This window comes from Streptomyces sp. NPDC047072, assembly GCF_040643855.1.
Lineage (GTDB): Bacteria > Actinomycetota > Actinomycetes > Streptomycetales > Streptomycetaceae > Streptomyces.
On sequence record NZ_JBEYVC010000122.1, the window covers coordinates 1 to 21,190 of the forward strand.

The window sequence follows — 21,190 nt, forward strand, 5'->3', positions numbered from 1 at the left end:
GGGGGCCTTGCGGCCGTAGTGCCGGGCGGCGACCGCGACGGCCTGGACCTCCTCGACGAGGCCGCCCACCGCGATCTGCAACGCCGGCTGGACGCGTGGCAGGCCGAGGAGTCCGCCGTACGGGCCGTCCTCGCCGAGGCCGAGACCGCCGCGGCGGCCCAGCGACCGCCCGCCGACGTGACCGCGGCGGAGCAGACCGCCGCGGCAGCGGGCCACCGGCTCCGCGAGGCCGCCTCCGCGCGGGACGCCGCCGCCCGGCGCTGCGTCGAACTCGACCGGCTGTCCAACAGCTCGGCGGCCGGCGTACGGCGGCTCGCGCCCCTGCGCGACGAGTACGACCGGGTGGCCCGGCTGTCCGCGCTCGCGGCCGGCACCTCCGCGGACAACGAACGCAAGATGCGGCTGGAGTCGTATGTGCTCGCCGCCCGCCTGGAGCAGGTGGCGGCCGCCGCGACCGCGCGCCTGCAGCGGATGTCGTCCGGGCGCTACACCCTCGTCCACTCCGACGACCGCACCGGACGCGGCCGCAGCGGTCTCGGACTGCATGTCGTCGACGCCTGGACCGGCCGCGAGCGCGACACGGCGACCCTGTCGGGCGGCGAGACCTTCTTCGCCTCCCTCGCACTCGCCCTCGGGCTCGCGGACGTCGTGACCGACGAGGCCGGCGGGGTCCGCCTCGACACGCTCTTCATCGACGAGGGCTTCGGCAGCCTCGACGACCAGACCCTCGACGAGGTCCTCGACGTCCTCGACTCACTGCGCGAACGCGACCGCAGCGTCGGGATCGTCAGCCATGTGCCCGATCTGCGGCGGCGGATCCACGCCCAACTGGAGGTGGTGAAGGGGCGCTCGGGGTCGGTGCTGAGACAACGCGGCACCGGCTGATCTCACCGGCTCACGGCCCGCCGGGGGAGCGGCGAGGAGTACACGACACTCGTCGTCACCGACCCCAGCGCGCCGATCTTCCCGGAGATCTCCTCCAGGTGGCGCATCGAGGAGGCCGTGACCTTGATCACGAAGCAGTCGTCGCCGGTCACATGGTGCGCCTCCAGGATCTCGGGCGTCACCGCGACGAGATCGTGGAACGGCTTGTAGTTGCCGTTGGGGTAGCGCAGCCGGACGAACGCCAGGATCGGCAGCCCGAGCCGCTCCGGGTCCACGACGGCCGCGTACCCCTGGATGACGCCCGCCTCCTCCAGCCGCCGTACCCGCTCGGTGACGGCGCTCGCCGACATCGAGACGGCCCGCGCGAGCTCGGCGAAGCTGGCCCGGCCCTCCCGCTGGAGGACCTCGAGGATGCGCCAGTCGGTGGCGTCCGGGGAATACACGGTCATGCCCGAGAAATAGCAGGGGAATCCCCGGCCCGGCAAGGTCCACTCCGTGGAATCCCCCTTCAGAAAGATGATCACCGGCCGTAGATTTCTGGCCATGACGACAACCGAGACCCTCACCGTGAACCCCGTCCTGCGCGTCGCCCCGGCGGCCCCGGCCGATGCCGCCGCCTTCTTCCGCGCGAGTCTCGTCTTCCACGCCGACGTCTCCGACGTGGCCGCGGCCCTCGCCGCCGACGGCGACCCCGGCTTCGTGGTGCTCGACTCCCGCTCCACCGCCGCCTGGGACCAGGGCCACGTCCCGGGCGCGATCCACCTGCCCACCGCGCTCATCCCGGAGCAGGCCGAGCAACTCCTCGACAAGGCCGTACCCGTGGTGACGTACTGCTGGGGTCCCGGCTGCAACGGCGCCACCCGCGCCGCGCTCGCCCTCGCCGAACTCGGCTACCAGGTCAAGGAGATGCTCGGCGGCTTCGAGTACTGGGTGCGCGAGGGCTTCGAGTTCGAGACCTGGGAGGGCCGTGAGCGCCGTACCGCCGACACGCTGACCGCGCCGGCGGACTCGGACGACTGCGGCTGCTGAGTCCCGTCGCATCCCGTGCGATTCCTGTGCAGGTGCAACTGGGAGGTTCCTGTGCGTGTAGGTTCTGCCGCATGGTGCGATACGCGGAACCGGGCACGGTGGAGTGGGTGGAGTCGGGCGGCGGGCCGCTCATAGCGGTGCCGGAGACGGTGCTGCCGTTCTGGGCGGGCGCCGACGGCGACGAGACGGCCTCCGACTACGACCGGGCCTGTGAAGTCGAGGGATTCATGGGGCTGTTGCCCGTGGGCGACTCCGCGGCCCTGGTCCTCGGCGACGAGCCCGCCGCGACCGCTTACCTCCCCGAGTACGACACCTTCGTACGGTGGTGCGCCGCCGACTCCGAGGACGAACTCCTCGCCGGCGTCCCCGCCGCCCTCGCCGCGGCCGCCTGGGAGGGCGAGGTCGACTGGAAGGTGCCCGGCCCGGTCGTCCTCTTCGACGCGGCCTGGCCCGGCACCGACTCCGCCCGCACCGACCACGTCAACGTCCCGCTCTCCGCAGGCCGTTACGCGGTGCGCGCGGCCAACGTCCAGCCGGGGCCGGAGACTTGGCTGGGGCTGATCCAACTGCGGCGACTGCTGGACTGACAGGCCCGGCCCGCCTCGTGGTGTGGGCCACGAGAGGCGAGCCGGAGCGATCAGCCCCCGCCGATCACAGCGCCGACAACTCGTCCACCAGGTCGTCCAGTCCCAGCGACCCCTGCGACAGCGCCGCCATGTGCCACGCCTTGAGGTCGAACGCGTCGCCGTGCCGCGCGCTCGCCCGCTCCCGCCCCAGCAGCCAGGCACGCTCGCCGAGCTTGTAGCCGATCGCCTGGCCCGGGATCGTCAGATAGCGGGTCAGCTCGCTCTCCACGAAGTCCGCGGGACGGCTGCTGTGCGAGCCGAAGAACTCCTGCGCCAGCTCCGGCGTCCAGCGCTCGCCCGGGTGGAAGGGGGAGTCCGCCGGGATCTCCAGCTCCAGGTGCATGCCGATGTCGACGATCACCCGGGCCGCCCGCATCATCTGCGCGTCGAGATAGCCCAGCCGCTGCTCCGCGTCCGTGAGGAAGCCCAGCTCGTCCATGAGCCGCTCCGCGTACAGCGCCCATCCCTCGGCGTTGGCGCTGACCCCGCCGAGGGTGGCCTGGTAGCGGGAGAGGTTCCCGGCGACGTGCGTCCACTGGGCGAGCTGGAGGTGATGACCCGGGACGCCCTCGTGGTACCAGGTCGACACGAGGTCGTAGACCGGGAAGCGGGTCTGGCCCATCGTCGGCAGCCAGGTGCGCCCCGGGCGCGAGAAGTCCTCGGAAGGGGCCGTGTAGTACGGGGCCGCCGCACCGCCGGGAGGGGCGATGCAGGACTCCACCTTCCGTACCCGCTCGGCGAGTTCGAAGTGCGTGCCGTCGAGCGCGTCGATCGCCTGGTCCATCAGGCCCTGCAGCCAGTCGCGGACCTCGTCCACGCCCTCGATGTGCTTGCCGTGCTCGTCGAGATGGGCGAGCGCCACCCACGGCGTGGCCGCCCCGGGCAGGATCTTCTCCGCCTCCTGGCGCATCTCGCCGAGCAGCCGGTGGTACTCGGACCAGCCGTAGGCGTACGCCTCGTCCAGGTCGAGGTCGGTGCCGTTGAAGTAGCGTGCCCAGCGGGCGTACCGCTCACGGCCCACCGTGTTCGGGGCGCCCTCGATGGTCGGCGCGTACACGTCCCGCATCCAGTCCCGCAGCTCCACCACCGCGGCGGTCGCGGTACGGGCGGCCTCGTCCAGCTCCGCGCGCAGCGCCTCGGGACCGGCGGCGACGAAGTCCTCGAACCAGCCCTGTCCCTCGCCCGTGTCCGCCCACTCGCTGAGCTGCCCGACGAAGGTGGCCGTCGGACGCGGCGCCGCGTACAGCTTGCGCTCCAGGCCGAGCCCGAGGGACTCGCGGTACCCCGCGTACGCGGCCGGTACCGCGCGCAGCCGCTCCGCGATGGCCGTCCAGTCCTCGTCGGTCTGCGTCGGCGTGACGGTGAAGATCTCGCGGACCGAGTGCGCGGGCGTGGCCATGTTGCCGACCGAGCGCAGGCCCTCGTCGGCCTCGTGCACGGCGAGTTCGGCGGTCAGCCGCTCACGCAGCAAGCGCCCGCACCGACGCTCGATGTCGCTGTCGGCACCGACCTGCCGCTCGGCCTCGTCCAGCTTCGCGAGAGTGGCCCGCTGCAACTCCGCCACCGCCCCCTGCCCCGCCGGCGACAGATCGGGCAACCTACTCGAACATTCCCTCACACCGAGATAGGTACCGGTGACGGGATCAAGGGCGATGAGCGCGTCGACGTAGGCGTCGGCGACCTGGCGCGGCAGCAGGATCTGGGTCTCAGACATGGGGTCCATCCTCATACGGCGCCGGGCCTGACGTCATCCCGTTTCAGCCAACGGCATCCGCACCCACCCAGGGGCGCGGGGCTGCATCGATCTGCGGCTCCGCCGCGTGGGCGCGACCAGCCACAACACACCCGCACCCGCCGGACGAGAGGAACCCTCTACGGCGCTTCCGCGTTGATCGCCTCCGCCTTGGAAACCAGCGCGTCCAACCGCGCCGTGATCACCAGAGTCCCCTCCTCGATCTGATAATCGAGCGGCAACCCCAACCCCCGCATCGCCGCCACCATCCCCGTGTTGGACGACTGCGTCACCGCATACACACTCTCGCACCCGGCCTCGACCGCCATCGCGACGAGCCGTTCCAGCAGCTCACCCCCAATACCCCGCCGCTGCCACGCGTCCTCCACGAGGAGCGCCACCTCGGTCTCGTCGCCGTCCCAGAGCAGATGGCCGAGTGCGACGACTCGCCCCGACGCCGTCTGCACGGCGAGCGTCCGCCCGAACCGCGGACTGAGCAGATGCCCCAGGTACCGGTCCGCGTCGCCGACCGGCCCGTGGTACCGCATCCCGAGCGTCCGCGACGAGCACCGCTCGTGCATCTCCCGCGCGGCCTCCCGGTCCCGGGTGTCCGCCCGGCGCACGGTGATGTCGTTGCCCTCCGGCAGCGTCAGCACGTCCTGGCTGCGCGGGATCCGCGGCCCGAGACGGGCGTCCAGCTCCACCAGGGCCCGCGCCCGGGCGAACTCGGTCGGGGTGAACGGCAGGTACGGCCGCTCCACGGTGATCACTCCGCCCTCCGGCGCCCGCAGCCGCATGACGGTCTCCTCCAGCACCCCTTCCACGGGCACGCCCTCCGGCCCGCGGCCGCCGCCCACCGGTACGGCGGGCAGCGACCGGATGGTGCAGCGGCCCAGCAACTGCCGTAGCGCCAGCGGGAGTTCGGCCGCGTCGAGTGCGGTACGGGTGGCGAGGCCGAGGACCCGGGTCGGGGCGTCCACCAGGTCGTGGGTGTCGGCCCGCTCGATCCAGGTGTCGCTGCCGCCCGCCCCGGCGACCGCCCGGGCGATCTCGTCGCCCTCCAGCGCACCGGGGGCCCGCAGCAGGAACTCGTCCACCGTGCCCGTGGCCAGCGGATGCGTCTGGAGGCTGAGGATGTCGACCCGCAGCCCGGCCAGTGCCGTGCACAGAGCGGCCAGTGAGCCCGGCTCGTCCTTCACCGTGGTCCGCATCCGCCACAGCGTGCTCTCACCGGTCACGGGGTCCCCGGCCGGGTGCCCGGCGGGCAGCGGCGGCCGGGTGTCGGTATCGCCCGTCGGCGGCGCGTGACCGTGGCGGCGTGTCCACCATGCGTGGACGCCCGCCTTCGCGGCGGAGAGGAAATTCGCGAGGCGCGTCACGTCAGACATGTCTTGAGTCATGCAACCACTGTGAAGGAAGGGTGTTGCGTGATCACGAACGCTTTGTGACTGATCGGTAAAGCGTAGGTCTGCACCTTATTTTCCTTTTAAACTGTTGTGTGGTGAATGGCGCCGGGGTGGGCGCCGCCCATCTGGTGTGCTGACTGTGTGTCAACCTTTGCCAATGGTTCGCAAGTTGACAGTCCATAGGGCGTCGGCCCGATGTTATGATCTCCGCACTTGTCAACCCGGAGCTGCCACGGGTCGTCCTCCGAAGAGAGTCATATGGGGCACTACATACAGGACCCGGCATTCCGCGTAGACCCAGACGAATCCGCAGAGTTAGTTCGGCTGCATGTCATCACGCTGGGGCGGAGTCTTTCCGGGGGAACGCAGCTCCCGCTCACCGCATTGATCGCAGCCGTCGAGGGCGCACCTCGGCCGCCGGGCCGATTATCGCCCGAAGAAGAGCATCTCCTCGATTTGTGCAGGGGCGGCTTCCTGGCTGTCGCCGAGATCGCCGGGCACAGTCAGTTACCCCTGGGAGTAGTGAGAGCCTTTCTCGCCTCGCTGCTCGAAAGCGGGTACATCTCGATTCGCCGGCCGAGGACTGACGGGGCGAGTCCCGGCGCGCAGGTCATGCGGGATGTACTGGATGGTCTTGAGGCCAAGTTCGGGTGACCGACGGGCCCGAGGAAATCATTGTTTTTTTGTACGGCGCCATGAGGTGAGGGAACACCTGCCCAGGCGTCGATAAAGCTCGTTGCACAGGAAAGATCAGGAGCAGACATGTCCGACAGCGAAGCCGTTCCCCCGCCCGGCTGCCCGGCCCACGGCGGCCGAATTCCTCTGTACGGTCCCGAATTTGCTGCCAATCCCCAGGAATACTACGAATACATGCGGCTCTACGGGCCGACCGCCCCCGTCGAGCTCGCACCCGGCGTGGAGGCGACCCTCGTCACCGACTACGCCGCCGCTCTTCGACTGCTGCAGGATTCCAACACCTTCCGCAAGGACGCCCGCCGCTGGCGGGATCTCAACGAGGGCCGGATCAGTCCCGACAGCCCGGTTCTTCCCCTGCTCGCGTACCGGCCCAACTGCATGTTCAGCGACGGCGCCGAACACCTGCGACTCCGCCAGGCGGTCACGGACACTCTCGCGAAGGTGAATCCCCGCCGGCTGAGCGACAGTACGCGGAAGATCTCCGACTATCTGATCGCCCAGTTCTCCGGCCGCGGCTCGGTTGACCTGATGAACGACTACGCCAAGCAGCTGCCGCTGTTCGTGTTCAACGAACTCTTCGGATGCCCGGCCGAGATCGGTGACCGTGTCCTGTTCGGCATCACGGGAATATTCGACGGCGTCAAGGCGGAACAGGCCAACCAGGTCCTCGCCGAAGCCGTGACCGAGCTGGTCGCCATCAAGCGGCGCAAGCCCGAGAACGACGTAACGTCCTGGCTCATGCAGCACCCGAACCAGCTCACCGACGAGGAGATGGCCCAGCAGCTGGTCCTGCTTCTCGGCGCCGGCGGAGAACCCGAGCGCAACCTCATCGGCAACACCTTGCACCTGCTGTTCACGGACGACCACTACACGACCAACGGCCTCCTGGACAAGGCGATCGAGGACACGCTCTGGGAAGCACCGCCCATGTCCAACTACGCACCGCACTACGCGGCTTCGGACATCGAGTTCGCCGGGCAGAAGGTGCGCGCGGGCGACCTGATGGTGGTCAGCTTCGCCGCCGCCAACAGCAGCCCCGCGCTCGCGGAGGCCCGTCAGGCCGGCGGCGACCGGGCCCACCTGGCCTGGAGCGCGGGCCCGCACGCCTGCCCGTCCAAGGAGCCCGCCCGGCTCATCGCCACGACGGCCATCGAGAACCTGCTCAACCGGCTGCCCGACATCCAGCTCGCGGTCCCCGAGGACAGCCTGACCTGGCGCCCCGGCCCGTTCAACCGGGCGCTGGCCTCGCTGCCCGCCCGCTTCACCCCGATCCCGGCCGCGCCCGGGGCGCGCCCGCAGGTGGCGGCCGTACAGCCCCGTCCGATGCCCGCCCACACGCCGGTCTCCGCACCTGCCGGGTACGACGCCGCGGCACGCAAGCCGGCGGAGCCTGTCGGAGTGTGGAGCTCGTTCCTCTCGTGGCTGAAGAGGTGACGTAGGCAACATGTGTCAACTTCCGTCTTTCGCATGAACGTTGAACCACACGGGTAGTCAGTCGCGGCATTCGTCGGTTTCAAGCCGAAGGAGACGTGGTGCCTCGCCTGTGCCGCCCCTCCGTTCAACGTCAACAGTCCGTCACTTCATGGAGGCTCGCAGAGCTCGACTTCCTCATACGACCTGAAGGGCCCCGTTCCACCGAGGCCGGGATACACGTCTTAAGAGACGCGTATCCCGGCCTCGTGCTGGAGGGCACTCACCGCACTCCCACCGCACGTCGGAGGGCCGCATGACCGCCCCCGACCTCGACCTCGCGGGCCACGACAGGTCCATGACGCTCGGGGTGTTCGCCGAGAACCAGCTGCAGCAGCTGGGCGACGTCGTCGGACTGGCTCCGAGCGACACCAAGGCCTACGCGAGCGTCCTGGCCGAGTCGTTGGGCAGCGCCGCCCAGCGCCCGCTGAACCTGCCGCCGCCCTCCCGCAGCTTTCTGTCGGACGACCACACGCCGATCGAGTTCTCGCTGTCCTGCCGTCCCGGCGAGACCCCGTCGTTGCGTCTGCTGTTCGAACCCGGCTGTGCCGCGGACAACCTTGTCGACAACGGCCGGACCGGCTGGCGCGTGCTCCACACGCTGGCGGGGCGCTGGGGGTTCGGCGTCCGTCAACTCGACCTGATCGAGGACCTGTTCCTGCCGACCGCTCCCCAGGGCTCCCTTGCCCTGTGGCTGGCAATGGAGTTGCGTCCGGGAGGTGTGCCCCGCCTCAAGGTGTATCTGAACCCTGCGGCGTCCGGGGCGCACACAGCCGGTGCGACGGTGCACGAGGCGCTGCGTCGCCTCGGGTACGAGCAGGGGCTCTCGGCTCTGCCGTCGTCCGACGGCTATCCGTTCTTCGCCCTCGACCTCGGTGACTGGGCCGCCCCCAGAGCCAAGGTCTACCTGCGCCACGAGAACCTGACGGCCGCAGGGGCGAGCCGCCTCTCCCGTATGCCGGACGGTCCACGACCGGCGGTCCTGGAGGACTTCTTCCGGACGGTGGGAGGCTTCGGCCGTGCGCCGTCCGAGGAGTCGCGAGCCGACCGGCTCCCGGCACTGACCTGCCACTCCTTCACCGAGACCGCGACGGGTCTCCCGAGCGGCTTCACCCTCCACATGCCGGTGCGGGCCTATGTCCGGCACGACGGCGAGGCCCATGAACGTGCCGTCGCCGTCTTCGAACAACAAGACATCGACGTCACGCCGTTGACACGTGCCTTGTCGGCCGTCACCCCGCGTCGGCTGGAGGACGGAGCCGGTCTCATCGCCTACCTGGCCCTCGCTCATGAACAGGGCCAGGCACCGCGAGTGACCGCGTACATCTCCTCCGAGGCCTACACGGCCCATCCCACCATCCCCCTGCGGCCGACCCAGGCGGCAACCAGCTCGTAGAGCGTCGCCCACCGGCACATACGCTACGAAGCACCAGACACAGACAGGAGCACAACCACGGTGGAGCCTTACCGGATCAAGGTCGTCGAACCCATCGCGATGACCACCCGTGAGCAACGCGAGCAGGCCCTGCGACGCGTGCACTACAGCCTCTTCGACCTGCGCGCCGAGGAGGTGACCATCGACCTTCTCAGCGACTCCGGCACCGGCGCCCTGTCGGCGGCGCAGCTCGCGGCGGGCATGGAGGGCGACGAGTCCTACGCGGGATCGCGCTCGTTCTACAAGTTCCGCGACACGGTGGCCGAACTGACCGGCTTCCCGCACATCCTTCCGGTCCATCAGGGACGCGCCGCGGAACGCATTCTGTTCAGCACGCTCCTGTCGCCCGGCTCGGTCGTCCTGTCCAACACGCACTTCGACACCACACGGGCCAACGTGGAGCTGGCGGGCTGCGAGGCCCGCAACCTGCCCTGCCCCGAGGCGGCCGACCTCGACAGCAAGGAGCCCTTCAAGGGGAACATCGACCTGGAGGCCCTGGAGCGCGATCTCGGCGCCACGGGCGGTGGTCCGGTCGCCGCCGTGGTCATGACCATCACCAACAACGGTGGCGGTGGCCAGCCGGTCTCGATGCGCAACCTCAAGGAGGCCGCCCGTCTCTGCCGGCAGTACGGCGTCCCGCTGATCCTCGACGCCGCGCGGTTCGCGGAGAACGCCTGGCTCGTCACTCAGCACGAAGACGGCTATCGCGACCGAACCCCCCGTCAGGTCGCGGAGGAAGCGTTCCGTCTTGCCGACGGCTGTGTCATGAGCGCGAAGAAGGACGGCATCGTCCACATCGGCGGCTTCGTCGCGCTCAACGACACCGAACTCGCCCAGAAGTGCCAGAACCTCCTGATCGCCACCGAGGGCTTCCCGACCTACGGCGGTCTGGCCGGGCGCGACCTCGCCATGATCGCGCAGGGGCTGCAGGAGGTGACGGAACCGGCCTATCTCGCGGAACGGGCCGACATCGCCCAGTACTTGGCCACTCAGGTCCGGGCCGCGGGAGTCGACATCCTCGAACCCCCCGGCCTGCACGCCCTGTATCTCAACGCCGGCCGGCTGCTGCCCCACATACCCCCGCACCAGTACCCGGGCCATGCCCTGGCCTGCCAGCTCTACCTGGAGGGCGGCATCCGCTCGGCGGAGCTGGGCTCCCTCTACCTCGGGGAGGAGGACGAGGAGGGCAATCCCGTCAAGAGCGCTCCCTACGAACTGGTCAGGCTCGCGCTGCCGCGCAGGGTCTACACGCGGAGCCACTACGACCACATCGCCGCGACGCTCCAACGGATCGCGGCGAACCCCGAGTCCGTCCAGGGCTTCCGCATCGTGAAGCAGTCCCCGATCCTGCGCCACTTCAGCATCGAGCTGGAGCGGGTGTGAGGGCACGATCAATGGCGACCTCCGGAACCTGAGCAGATGCGCGTCATGGGAAAACCGTAGAGGCAACCACTGACAATCGGTCCCGACCTGCGAAATCACCGTGATCGACGGTGAGTTCGCGGGTCGCGCCCCGGGGGATGACGCCGGGGCGCGACCCGCCCACGAGAGTACGGGAGCTACTGCCCGACCCGGCCCGGCTGGAGCACCTGGGTGAACAGCACGGTCCCGTCCGCCTCGCGCAGCCGGACCGTCAACTCACCGCTGTGGCCGTCGATGTCGACCTCGCCGAAGAACTGGTACCCACCGGCCGGCGAGACGTTGGAGGCGGTCGGCGCCTTCACGAACACCCGCTCAGGACCGAACGTCCCGTCCAGCGCGCTCGCCGGGAAGGCACCCGCGTTGAGCGGACCCGAGACGAACTCCCAGAACGGCTCGAAGTCGGTGAAGGCCGCCCGCGAGGGCTGGTAGTGCTGGGCCGAGGTGTGGTGGACGTCGGCGGTCAGCCACACCGTGCCGGTGATCTTCCGGTGCTTGATGTACCGCAGCAGCTCGGCGATCTGCAGCTCACGCCCGAGCGGGGCGCCCGGGTCGCCCTGCGCCACCGCCTCGATGTTCGCCTTGCCCTCCGTGGCGTCGGGCACGACCAGGCCGAGCGGCATGTCGGAGGCGATCACCTTCCACACCGCACGCGAGCGCGACAGCTCCCGCTTGAGCCACTCCAGCTGTTCGGCGCCGAGGATGCCCTGCGGGTCGACGGTCTGGTCGTCGGGCGAGTTGGCGTTGCGGTACGTCCGCATGTCCAGCACGAACACGTCGAGCAGCGGGCCCTGCCGCAGGACCCGGTACACCCGGCCGTCCCGCGCGCCCGGCCGGAGCGTGGAGATCGGGAAGTACTCGCTGAACGCGCGCCGGGCACGGGCCGCCAGCACGTCGACGCGCTTCTCCGTGTAGCGCGTGTCGGAGTCGAGGATCGTCTGGCCCGGGTACCAGTTGTTGCGCACCTCGTGGTCGTCCCACTGGATGACGGACGGGACCTGGGCGTTGAAGGCCCGGAGGTTGTCGTCGAGCAGGTTGTAGCGGAAGTTGCCGCGGAACTCCTTGAGGGTCTCGGCGACCTTGGACTTCTCCTCGGTGGTGATGTTCCGCCAGGTGCTGCCGTCGGGCAGGGCGGCGGTCGCCGAGATCGGACCGTCGGCGTAGATGTTGTCGCCGCTGCACAGGAAGAAGTCGGGGTCGAGCTTCGCCATCGCGCGGTAGATCGTGTAGCCGCCGAAGTCGGGGTTGATGCCCCAGCCCTGTCCCGCGAGGTCGCCGGACCACAGGAAGCGCACCCCCTCACGGCGTTTGGGGGAGACCGTGCGGAAGGTGCCGGAGACCGGCTCGCCGGTGCGGCGCGGGTCGTCGGGGTCGGCCAGCAGCACCCGGTAGTGGATCTGCTCGCCGGACGGCAGACCACGCAACCGGGTCGTACCGGTGAAGTCGGTGTCCGCGCCGAGCAGCGGGCCGTGGAAGCGGTGCGGGTTGCGGAACGACTCGGTGGCGGACGTCTCCACGATCATCCGGGCAGGGCGGTCGGAACGCACCCACACCAGACCGGAGTCGGAGGTCACGTCGCCCGTCTGCACGCCCCAGCCCGCCTGCGGGCGCCCGGAGAGGGCGAAGGCGGGGGCGGCACCGGCCGCCGCGGGCAGGGTCAGGGCCGCCGACGCGGCCAGGGAGCCGCGCAGGACGCTACGGCGACCGGGGAGCGGACGGTGTGACATGAAGGCGCCTCCAGGGACGGGATCCGGCCAGTGTGCGTTGCCACAACTACTGGGACACCGCAGCGCGCACGGAAACCACAAGTGAACAACTGGCCGCCGGAACAAGGGAACCGGTGTGCGAAACCCCGGATTCCGATCCGGCCGGCCCTGGAGGACGCCGACGCGGCGGGCTCAGCGGCTGCCGTCGAGGATGACGCGGGCGACCAGCGCCGGGTCGTCGTTCATCGGGCAGTGGCCGCAGCCGGGGAGCCGTACCAGCCGGGCGCGGGGAATGATCTGCTTGGCGCGCACCCCCTGACGGCGCACGAGCAGCATGTCGCGGGTGCCCCAGGCCACGGTGACCGGCAGCCCGGGGAGGTCGTCGGTGAACCGGACGCTCGTACCGGCCCTGAGGGTCTCGTCGAACCCCGTCGCCTGGACGAGGGCGAGCGTCTCGGCGACCACGGCCTCGGGCGACCGCAGGGCGGGGCGGGCGTAGATCGTGCTCGTCAGGGCCGTACGGCCGGCCGCCGAGCGGGACAGCCGTTCGACCAGCGGCAGCGGCAGCCGACGGGCGATCTGCCGCATCGTCAGCAGGACGCCGAAGGCGTAGCGCCGCTCGGCCTGCGACCAGAACCCGGCGGGGGACAGGGCGGTGACGGACCGTACGAGCTTCTCGCGGCCCAGCTCCAGGGCCAGCAAGCCTCCGAGGGAGTTGCCCGCCACATGCGGGCGGTCGAGTTCCAGCGTCTCGCAGAACGCCTTGAACACTGACGTCGTCGTCGCCAGGTCGTACGCCAGTCCCTCGGGCAGTCCCGGGGACGCCCCGAACCCGGGCAGGTCCACGGCGATCACGTCACGGTCGGCCGCGAGGATGTCCACCACCGGGTCCCAGGCCTGCCGGTGATGGCCTATGCCGTGCAGCAGGAGCAGCGGTTCGCCGCTGCCCACGCGCGCGTAGGAGACGGTCACGGGCTGCGGTCCCCTCGGGGAGGGGACTTTGAAGGAGACGGTGGCGGACATGAGGGCTCCTCGACGGCGGCTCACGGGCGGACGCGCTGTAGACACCTTGTCAGCAATTGCTACTGGCGGGTAGACCCTGTTGCGCTACGGGCGATATCGCCTGGACACCGCCCGTGCTCTCGGCTGGGATGGACGGGTGGCCACCGACACCGAGACCGATGTGTTCGAAGAGCACCGCCCCGTCCTCCTGGGCGTCGCCTACCGCATGCTCGGGCGCGTCGCCGACGCCGAGGACGTCGTGCAGGAGGCCTGGCTGCGCTGGTCGGCCGCCGACCGCTCCGAGGTCCGCGAACCGCGCGGCTACCTGGTGCGCGTCACCACCCGGTTGGCCATCGACCGACTGCGCCAGGTCAAGGCGCGCGGCGAGACGTACGTCGGCCCCTGGCTGCCCGAGCCGTATGTGACCGACTTCGGGGACGCCGTCCCCGACACCGCCGAGCAGGCGGTCCTCGCCGACTCGGTCTCCCTCGCCGTCCTGGTGGTCCTGGAGGCGCTCTCCCCGCTGGAGCGGGCGGTGTTCGTCCTGAGGGAGGCCTTCGGCTACCCCTACGCCGAGATCGCGGGCATGCTCGACCGCGGCGAACCCGCCGTACGACAGCTCGCCGGACGGGCCCGCAAGCACGTCGAGGAGCGGCGGCCGCGCTACGAGGTCGACCCCGTCCAGCGCCGCGACCTCACCGAGCGGTTCCTCGCCGCGGCCGCCGGCGGTGACCTGGCCGGCCTGATGGCGCTGCTCGCCCCGGACGTCCGGCTCGTCGGGGACAGCGGCGGCAAGTCCAAGGCGCCGCTGCGGGTGCTGGAGTCGGCCGACCATGTCAGCCGCTTCCTCGTCGGCGTCGCCGAGAAGGGCGTGCCGGACATCACCTGGCGCTTCCTGGAGCTCAACGGCGGACCCGCGCTGCTCGTCCTGTCGGCCGGAAAGCCCGATTCCGTCTTCCAGTTGGACATCCTGGACGGTCGCATCCAGGCGATCTACATCATCCGCAACCCCGACAAGCTGCACTCCCTGTCACATCTGTGAGTCTCCCTGTCACGGGGATCCAGGATTGGTCTTGACCAAGGGTGGGGGCCGCCCTATGGTCGCAGAGAAGTGCAACAACCTTTAATAAACAAGGGCGCTAAAACGCCGCCGGACCACGGCGATTGCGGAGGACAGGGTGGGGACCACGCAGCTGGAATCGGTGCCGGAACCGAAGTACTGGCATCTCAGGACCGTGCTCACCGAAGCACTGGACTCCGAGTTCTCCGTGGGCGAGATCCTGCCCAATGAACGCGACCTCGCCGCCCGCTTCGGCGTCGCCCGTGCCACGCTCCGTCAGGCCCTCGAACAGCTGGAGCTGGAAGGCAGGTTGCAGCGCCGCCGCGGTGTCGGTACGACCGTCGCGCCCCCGCGCGTGGGCGTCGCCGTCGGCACCGAGCAGCACGCCTGGCCGGGCACGGCCGGCGACGACTGGCAGCCCGTCGACTGCGCCGCGGCGGTACCGCCCGCGACCGTCGCCGACGCGCTGGAGACCGGCTCCGACACGCCCGTCCACATCGTGCGCCGCTCCCGCACGACCCACGGCCAGCCCGTCGCCGCCGAACTCCTGTACATCCCCGAGCAGTCGGTGCCGGAGCTGTCCGGGATCGACGCCCCCTCCGGGGCCGCACGCGCGCGTGCGGTGCTGCGCGAGCTGCAGCGCCTGGAGCTGGAGGGCCGGGAGAGCGCGGTCGAACTGGGGTCGGCGCGCGCGGAGGACGCGAAGGAGCTGGACCGGCTGCCCGGTGCGCCGGTGCTCGTCGTCACCACCCGCTATCTCGCCGAGGGCCGTACGGCGGCGGTCTCCGTGGCCACGTACCGCGCTGACACGTGCCGCCTGACCTTCGGGGACTCCGGCGCCGTGGAGATCCAGGAGGGGCCCGCACAGCAGGCTTCCTGACGGTTCGACGGATCAGGGCGCCCCGGAACTCCGGGCGCCCTGACGGCCGTTCACCGACGCCCCGTCACCGTGCCCTCCACCGCGAACAGTTGCTCCTCCACATGGTCGAGGGCGAGCCGCAGCGCACCCGTCGCCACGGCGGCCTCGCCCAGCAGCGACAGCGTCACCTTCGGCGGGCGCAGACAGTAGCGCTCCAACTCCCGCCGCAGCGGCTCCAGTACACCGTCCAGCCCGGCCGCCCAGCCGCCGACCACGACGAGTTCCGGATCGAGGGCCAGCACGAGCGCGGCCACGTCGTGGACGAGCCGCTGGATGAAGCGGTCCATGGCCGCGCGCGCCCGCTGGTCGCCCGCGCGGGCCTGCGCGAACACCTCGGCGACGGCCTGCTCGTCCAGCGGGTGCAGCGGCTCGTCCGTGGTGGACAGCAGCTTCTCCGGGGTGGCCTCACGGCCCAGCAGATGCAGCGCGCCGATCTCCCCGGCCGCCCCGCCATAGCCCCGGTGCAGCTGCCCGCCGATCAGCGAACCGGCCCCCGGGCTCAGCCCCGCCAGCACGAACACCATGTCGTCCGACTCCGTCGCGGCGCCCTTCCAGTGCTCGGCGACCGCCGCCGCGTTGGCGTCGTTCTCCACCAGCACCGGACACTTGAAGGAGCGGCTGAGCCGCTCGCCCAGCTGCAGCCCCGTCCACTCGGGCAGCGCGGCGCACAGCCGTACGGTCCCGTCCGCCTCGACGATCCCCGGCGAGGCGACCCCGACGGCCCGCAGCGAGCCCCGGGCGACCCCCGCCCGGCGCAGCAGATCCGCGACCGCGGTACGCAGCCGCTCCAGCCGCTCGTCGGCCGGAGCGCTCTCGTCGACGTCCTTCGCCACGGCGCCCAGCACCCGTCCGTCCAGGTCGGACAGGAGTGCGGCCACCCGGTGGGAGCCGATGTCGAGGCCGAGCAGATGTCCGGCCTCCGCCCGGAACCGGAACCGCCGCGCGGGCCGCCCCTGTCGCCGGGCCACGCTCTCGTCGGCCGCCTTCTCGACCACCAGACCGGCTTCGATCAGGCCCTCGACGACGCCCTCGACGGTCGGCCGGGACAATCCGGTCACCTGGGTGATCTCGGTCAGCGTCGCGGAGTCGGTGGCACGCAGCGCGTGCAGCACCACCGCGGAGTTGATCCTTCGCAGCAGCGAGGGATCCCCGCCGGTCAGCCGCCCCACCGTCCGTCCTCCCAGCTCGTGCGCGTGTTGGCCCGGATCGTACCCGGCGCTCCGCTGGGTTGGGCCGTGTCGGGTTCGTTTTTGTCTGCGGGTTCGTTGTGGCTGGTCGCGCAGTTCCCCGCGCCCCTTTGGGGCGCGCTGATCAACCCGGAGTCATGAAGGCGGACTCGTATGCGGTGATCACTGCCTGGGTGCGGTCTCGTGCTCCCAGTTTTGCCAGGACCGCGCTCACGTGGGATTTGATCGTTTCTGTGCCTACCACCAGTCGTGTGGCGATCTCAGCGTTCGACAGGCCGCGTGCCATCAGGCGCAGTACCTCGGCCTCTCGTTCGGTCAGCTGGGCGCGTTCCATTGCCGCGCGGGCCCGTTTCAGCAGGAAGCCGTCCGCGCCGGCCCGCAGTGCCTCGTAGACGTACTCGTCGTTCTCGAACGTCGTCACCACGAGGATCTTCGGGGGGTCGGTCACCGTCCGCAGCACCGCGCGCGTGGCCTCGATGCCGTCCAGCAGGGGCATGCGTACGTCCATGGCGACCACGTCGGGGCGCAGCTGCCGGACGAGGGGGATCACCGCCGCCCCGTCGGCCGCCTCACCGACCACCTCGATGTCGGGCTGCGCCTCCAGGACGGGCCGCAGCCCCGCGCGTACGAGGCGTACACAGCCGTACTCCACTCCGAGTGGCTCAAGATCCGCACGCTGCGGTCGCTCCTGGGGACCCTGCTCGCCCTGTTCGCCGCGACCACCGCGTTCTCCGCGGTCGCCGGTCTCGACGGGTCCTCCGCCCCGGACTCCGACCTGCTCTTCCAGGCGCTGTCAGGGGTCCTGCCGGGCCAGATCGCCGCCATCTCCTTCGGCGCCCTGGCCGTGTCCACGGAGTTCCACGAGGGCGCCCTGAGACTCTCGCTTGCCGCGGTGCCCCGGCGCGGACGCTGGTTCGCGGCCAAGTCGACGGCCATCGCCGTGCCGACCCTCGTGGTCGGCCTGGTGACCGCCCTAGCAGCGCTCCTCGCGGCCCGCGCCGGACTCGGCGAGGCGGCCGACGGACTGAGCACGGGCGAACAGGTGCGAGGTGGGGTGGGCTGCGGGATCTACCTCACCCTGATGGCACTGCTCGCGGCCGGCCTCACGGCGGTGCTGCGCAGTGGAACAGCCGCGCTCTCCGTGCTGATCCCGTTCATCCTCGTCGTCTCGTTCGTGATCGGGGACGCGGCCGGGGGTTTCACCGACTACCTGCCGGACCGGGCGGGACAGGCGGTCCTTCACACGTCGTACGACGGACACCTGGGCCCGTGGAGCGGGCTCGCCGTGACCGCGGCCTGGGCGGCCGCGGCCCTCGCGGCGGGGGCGTGGAGCGTGCGCCGCCGGGACGCCTGACCGCGGCCCGGTACCGGTCAGTCCTCGGAAGCCGCCACCCGCAACCGCCCGAACTCCTCCGCCATCGTCGCGGCCGTCCAATGGGCGTTGAGACCGCTCGGGTTCGGAAGAACCCACACGCGCGTGTCCCCGATCGTCCGCTCCTGCGGCCCGACTTGGGCCTTGCGGTCGTCAAATGCGGCCCGGTACGCGGTGACCCCGACCACCGCCAGCCAACGCGGCCTGAGACGTGCGACCTTCAGGGCCAGCAGGCGGCCGCCCTCGCGGTACTCCTCGGCGCTCAGCTCGTCCGCGCGGGCCGTCGCGCGGGCGACGACATTGGTGATGCCGAGGCCGTAGGACAGCAACTCCCGCTGCTCGGACGGCTTCAGGAGGTGGGGGGTGAACCCCGACAGGTGCAGCACCGGCCAGAAGCGGTTGCCGGGGCGGGCGAAGTGGTGGCCCGTCGCGGCCGTCATCAGGCCGGGGTTGATGCCGCAGAACAGCACATGGAGGCCGTCCGCGACGACGTCCGGTACGAGACGGTCGCGGGCGGCCTCAAGCTCCGCCTGGGTGAAGCGCGTCATGACGAGGAGCGTGTCAGAGGATCGCCCCGGGTGTGTAACCCGCGGCCGCCGGGTGCTGTTTGACGATCTCCTCGATACGGCCGACGACGACGGCGACCTGGTCGGCCGCGGCGCCCGTGAAGGACAGCTTGTCGGCCATCAGGGCGTCGAGCTGCGCGCGGTCCAGCGGGATGCGCTCGTCCGCGGCCAGCTTGTCGAGGAGCTCGTTGCGCTCGGCGCCCTGTTCGCGCATGGCGAGCGCGGAGGCGACGGCGTTCTCCTTGATCGCCTCGTGCGCCACCTCACGGCCCACGCCCGCGCGCACCGCGCCCATGAGGACCTTGGTCGTGGCGAGGAAGGGCAGGTAGCGGTCCAGCTCGCGGGCCACGACCGCCGGGAAGGCGCCGAACTCGTCGAGGACCGTCAGGAAGGTCTCCAGGAGGCCGTCCAGCGCGAAGAACGCGTCCGGCAGCGCGACCCGGCGCACCACCGAGCAGGACACATCGCCCTCGTTCCACTGGTCGCCCGCCAGCTCGCCGGTCATCGAGGCGTAGCCGCGCAGGATCACCATGAGGCCGTTGACGCGCTCACAGGAGCGGGTGTTCATCTTGTGCGGCATCGCCGAGGAGCCGACCTGGCCCGGCTTGAAGCCCTCGGTCACCAGCTCGTGCCCGGCCATCAGCCGGATCGTCTTGGCGAGCGAGGAGGGGGCCGCCGCCAGCTGCACCAGCGCGCTGACGACCTCGTAGTCCAGCGAGCGCGGGTAGACCTGGCCCACCGAGGTGAACGCCTGCGAGAAGCCCAGGTGGCCCGCGATCCGGTCCTCCAGCTCGGCCAGCTTCGCCGCGTCCCCGCCCAGCAGGTCCAGCATGTCCTGCGCGGTACCGACCGGGCCCTTGATGCCGCGCAGCGGGTAGCGGCCGAGCAGCTCCTCCACGCGCGCGTAGGCCACGAGCAGCTCGTCGGCCGCCGTCGCGAAGCGCTTGCCCAGGGTCGTGGCCTGCGCGGCCACGTTGTGCGAGCGGCCGGCCATGACCAGCTCGCCGTACTCGCCCGCGAGCTTGCCGAGGCGCGCCAGGACGGCCACCGCGCGGTCCCGGATCAGCTCCAGGGAGAGCCGGATCTGGAGCTGCTCGACGTTCTCCGTGAGGTCGCGGGAGGTCATGCCCTTGTGGACCTGCTCGTGCCCGGCGAGGTCGTTGAACTCCTCGATCCGCGCCTTCACGTCGTGCCGCGTGACCTTCTCGCGCTCGGCGATCGAGGCCAGGTCGACGGTGTCCAGGACCCGCTCGTAGTCGGCGAGCGCCTGCTCCGGCACCTCGATCCCGAGGTCCTTCTGGGCCCGCAGCACGGCGAGCCAGAGCTGACGCTCCAGCTTCACCTTCTGCTCGGGCGACCAGAGCGTGGCGAGCTCGGCGGAGGCGTAGCGTCCGGCGAGGACGTTCGGGATGCGGGGCTTGGCGGGAGCAGTCACGTGTACGGATTCTACTGGCGATTCGTGCAGGCCAGCGCCGCGGGCTCCTTAGGAGGAACCTATGAGAGCGCTTCCGCCAGCTCCGCCAGGACATCCCCGTGGCACAGTTCCGGCGCGCACCAGCAGGCCAGTGCCCTGCCCCGCAGCTCGGGCACCAGTGCGAGCAGATCCGGCCGCTCCAGCAGATACGCCCGGTACTTCGCCATGACCTCGGCCCGCGTACCGTCCCGACGGCGCTCCACGGTGTCGTAGGCGAAGGGGTTGTAGAGCGGGTGCCGGGGGAGGTCCCAGCCGCCCATCGTCCAGCGGCGGCCGACGTAGACGAGGTCGGCGGGCGCGTGTTCGAGCCGGGGGCCGTACTCGTGGATCCGGCCCCTGACGTTGACCACGCGCGTGTGCACGGCGCCCTACAGGTCGTACGGCAGGAGGTCGGGGCGTTTCGCCGGCCGCCCGTCGCCCGACGAGCGGCCGGTGAGGCGGCGGCCGATCCAGGGCAGCAGGTGCTGTCGGGTGAAGCGGGCGTCGGCGATCCGGCGGGCCACCCAGCCCGGCGGCACGGAGGCCGGCAGGGGCGTGCGCCACTCGGTGTCATCGGGGTCGTAGCCGAGCGTCTGCCAGACCGCCTCGGCGACTCGGCGATGGCCGTCCGCCGTCAGGTGCAGCCGGTCCACGTCCCACATGCGGGGGTCCGAGAGGGAGGCCGCGCCGTACAGGTCGACGACCACCGCGCCGTGCCGTGCGGCCAGTTCGTCGACGGTCACGAAGAGTTCCTCCATGCGGGGCCGGAAGCGCTCCAGGACCGGGCCCTGGCGGCCGGGGCTGCGCATCAGCACGAGCTGCTTGCAGGAGGGGGCGAGCCGTTCCACGGCCTCCGTCAGCAGGTCGCGTACCCGGACCATGTCGCACTTGGGGCGCAGGGTGTCGTTCAGACCGCCCACCAGCGTGATCACGTCCGCCTGCATCGCCGCCGCCACGTCGACCTGCTCGTCGACGATCTGCTGGATCAGCTTCCCGCGCACCGCGAGGTTGGCGTAGCGGAAACCGGGCGTCACGGCGGCCATCCGGCCCGCGAGCAGGTCGGCCCAGCCGCGGTAGGAGCCGTCCGGGAGCAGGTCCGACATGCCCTCGGTGAAGGAGTCGCCGACGGCGACCAGGCTGGAGTAAGTGGGATTCGTCTGCATGGCGGAAGAAATGGTATCCCGTACACATACCCGACGGTCGGTCACCCCGGACGTCCGGCCCCAC

General features: G+C 70.9%; 21 protein-coding genes. 10 read left to right on the plus strand and 11 right to left on the minus strand.

Annotation, left to right across the window (positions count from 1 at the left end; all coding sequences use genetic code 11):
- Positions 1–885, plus strand: an 885-nt coding sequence (locus tag ABZ896_RS36455) for an SbcC/MukB-like Walker B domain-containing protein (protein ID WP_360938799.1), incomplete at its 5' end; no start/stop codon positions are given.
- Between the two features lie 2 nt (positions 886–887).
- On the opposite strand, the gene ABZ896_RS36460 is transcribed toward ABZ896_RS36455, so the two are convergent.
- Positions 888–1,334 carry an Lrp/AsnC family transcriptional regulator gene (locus tag ABZ896_RS36460; RefSeq protein ID WP_360938802.1) on the minus strand — a complete coding sequence of 149 codons (447 nt, stop codon included), beginning with the start codon at positions 1,332–1,334 and terminating at the stop codon, positions 888–890.
- 94 nt (positions 1,335–1,428) lie between these two features.
- Here ABZ896_RS36460 and ABZ896_RS36465 point away from each other — a divergent pair, with 94 nt between their 5' ends.
- Positions 1,429–1,914, plus strand: a complete 486-nt coding sequence (locus ABZ896_RS36465) for a rhodanese-like domain-containing protein (protein WP_360938805.1) — start codon at positions 1,429–1,431, stop codon at positions 1,912–1,914.
- Positions 1,915–1,985: 71 nt separating this feature from the next.
- Complete coding sequence (locus ABZ896_RS36470; protein WP_360938808.1) at positions 1,986–2,501, plus strand: immunity 21 family protein; 516 nt, start codon at positions 1,986–1,988, stop codon at positions 2,499–2,501.
- A 64-nt stretch (positions 2,502–2,565) separates the two neighbouring features.
- Here ABZ896_RS36470 and ABZ896_RS36475 read toward each other — a convergent pair whose 3' ends face one another.
- Together ABZ896_RS36475 and ABZ896_RS36480 are read right to left on the minus strand one after the other, a co-directional pair.
- Entirely contained in the window at positions 2,566–4,254 is a 1,689-nt protein-coding gene (locus ABZ896_RS36475) for a DUF885 domain-containing protein (protein WP_360938810.1), read from the minus strand.
- Between the two features lie 158 nt (positions 4,255–4,412).
- The gene (locus ABZ896_RS36480; RefSeq protein ID WP_360938812.1) at positions 4,413–5,672 is read right to left on the minus strand and encodes a GNAT family N-acetyltransferase; all 1,260 of its coding nucleotides are present in this window, start codon (positions 5,670–5,672) and stop codon (positions 4,413–4,415) included.
- A gap of 264 nt (positions 5,673–5,936) precedes the next feature.
- Between ABZ896_RS36480 and ABZ896_RS36485 the strand changes: the two genes are divergently transcribed.
- The 4 genes from ABZ896_RS36485 (at position 5,937) to ABZ896_RS36500 (ending at position 10,662) form a co-directional block, all read left to right on the plus strand.
- Entirely contained in the window at positions 5,937–6,332 is a 396-nt protein-coding gene (locus ABZ896_RS36485; RefSeq protein WP_360938814.1) for a DUF742 domain-containing protein, read from the plus strand.
- Between the two features lie 108 nt (positions 6,333–6,440).
- Positions 6,441–7,808: a cytochrome P450 gene (locus ABZ896_RS36490; RefSeq protein ID WP_360938816.1), complete on the plus strand. Its 1,368-nt coding sequence runs from the start codon at positions 6,441–6,443 to the stop codon at positions 7,806–7,808.
- Between the two features lie 292 nt (positions 7,809–8,100).
- Entirely contained in the window at positions 8,101–9,240 is a 1,140-nt protein-coding gene (locus ABZ896_RS36495) for a tryptophan dimethylallyltransferase family protein (RefSeq protein WP_360938818.1), read from the plus strand.
- 60 nt (positions 9,241–9,300) lie between these two features.
- Positions 9,301–10,662 (plus strand): tryptophanase, encoded by a 1,362-nt coding sequence (locus ABZ896_RS36500; RefSeq protein WP_360938820.1) that lies wholly within the window; start codon positions 9,301–9,303, stop codon positions 10,660–10,662.
- A 176-nt stretch (positions 10,663–10,838) separates the two neighbouring features.
- Here ABZ896_RS36500 and ABZ896_RS36505 read toward each other — a convergent pair whose 3' ends face one another.
- Both ABZ896_RS36505 and ABZ896_RS36510 read right to left on the minus strand, forming a co-directional pair.
- Entirely contained in the window at positions 10,839–12,425 is a 1,587-nt protein-coding gene (locus tag ABZ896_RS36505) for an alkaline phosphatase D family protein (protein ID WP_360938822.1), read from the minus strand.
- Between the two features lie 171 nt (positions 12,426–12,596).
- Positions 12,597–13,427, minus strand: a complete 831-nt coding sequence (locus ABZ896_RS36510; RefSeq protein WP_360938824.1) for an alpha/beta fold hydrolase — start codon at positions 13,425–13,427, stop codon at positions 12,597–12,599.
- 136 nt (positions 13,428–13,563) lie between these two features.
- Here ABZ896_RS36510 and ABZ896_RS36515 point away from each other — a divergent pair, with 136 nt between their 5' ends.
- Entirely contained in the window at positions 13,564–14,448 is an 885-nt protein-coding gene (locus ABZ896_RS36515; RefSeq protein ID WP_360938826.1) for an RNA polymerase sigma-70 factor, read from the plus strand.
- Positions 14,449–14,584: 136 nt separating this feature from the next.
- Positions 14,585–15,346 carry a GntR family transcriptional regulator gene (locus tag ABZ896_RS36520; RefSeq protein WP_360938828.1) on the plus strand — a complete coding sequence of 254 codons (762 nt, stop codon included), beginning with the start codon at positions 14,585–14,587 and terminating at the stop codon, positions 15,344–15,346.
- 50 nt (positions 15,347–15,396) lie between these two features.
- Here ABZ896_RS36520 and ABZ896_RS36525 read toward each other — a convergent pair whose 3' ends face one another.
- Positions 15,397–16,554, minus strand: coding sequence for an ROK family transcriptional regulator (locus tag ABZ896_RS36525; protein ID WP_360938830.1), 1,158 nt, complete (start codon positions 16,552–16,554; stop codon positions 15,397–15,399).
- 142 nt (positions 16,555–16,696) lie between these two features.
- Entirely contained in the window at positions 16,697–17,224 is a 528-nt protein-coding gene (locus ABZ896_RS36530) for a response regulator transcription factor (RefSeq protein WP_360938861.1), read from the minus strand.
- Here ABZ896_RS36530 and ABZ896_RS36535 point away from each other — a divergent pair.
- Complete coding sequence (locus tag ABZ896_RS36535; protein ID WP_360938863.1) at positions 17,165–17,926, plus strand: ABC transporter permease; 762 nt, start codon at positions 17,165–17,167, stop codon at positions 17,924–17,926. The two genes, ABZ896_RS36530 and ABZ896_RS36535, sit on opposite strands and share 60 nt — an antisense overlap.
- A 17-nt stretch (positions 17,927–17,943) precedes the next feature.
- Here ABZ896_RS36535 and mug read toward each other — a convergent pair whose 3' ends face one another.
- The 4 genes from mug to ABZ896_RS36555 are packed head-to-tail and all read right to left on the minus strand — an operon-like array spanning position 17,944 to position 21,126.
- On the minus strand, positions 17,944–18,492 hold the full coding sequence (mug, locus tag ABZ896_RS36540; protein WP_360938832.1) for a G/U mismatch-specific DNA glycosylase: 549 nt from the start codon (positions 18,490–18,492) through the stop codon (positions 17,944–17,946).
- Positions 18,493–18,505: 13 nt separating this feature from the next.
- A complete protein-coding gene (gene purB / locus ABZ896_RS36545; protein ID WP_360938834.1) occupies positions 18,506–19,945 on the minus strand; it encodes an adenylosuccinate lyase in 1,440 nt (479 codons plus the stop codon).
- Between the two features lie 59 nt (positions 19,946–20,004).
- Positions 20,005–20,346 (minus strand): DUF4326 domain-containing protein, encoded by a 342-nt coding sequence (locus ABZ896_RS36550; RefSeq protein WP_360938836.1) that lies wholly within the window; start codon positions 20,344–20,346, stop codon positions 20,005–20,007.
- Positions 20,347–20,352: 6 nt separating this feature from the next.
- The gene (locus ABZ896_RS36555; protein ID WP_360938838.1) at positions 20,353–21,126 is read right to left on the minus strand and encodes an SGNH/GDSL hydrolase family protein; all 774 of its coding nucleotides are present in this window, start codon (positions 21,124–21,126) and stop codon (positions 20,353–20,355) included.
- Positions 21,127–21,190: the final 64 nt, after the last annotated feature.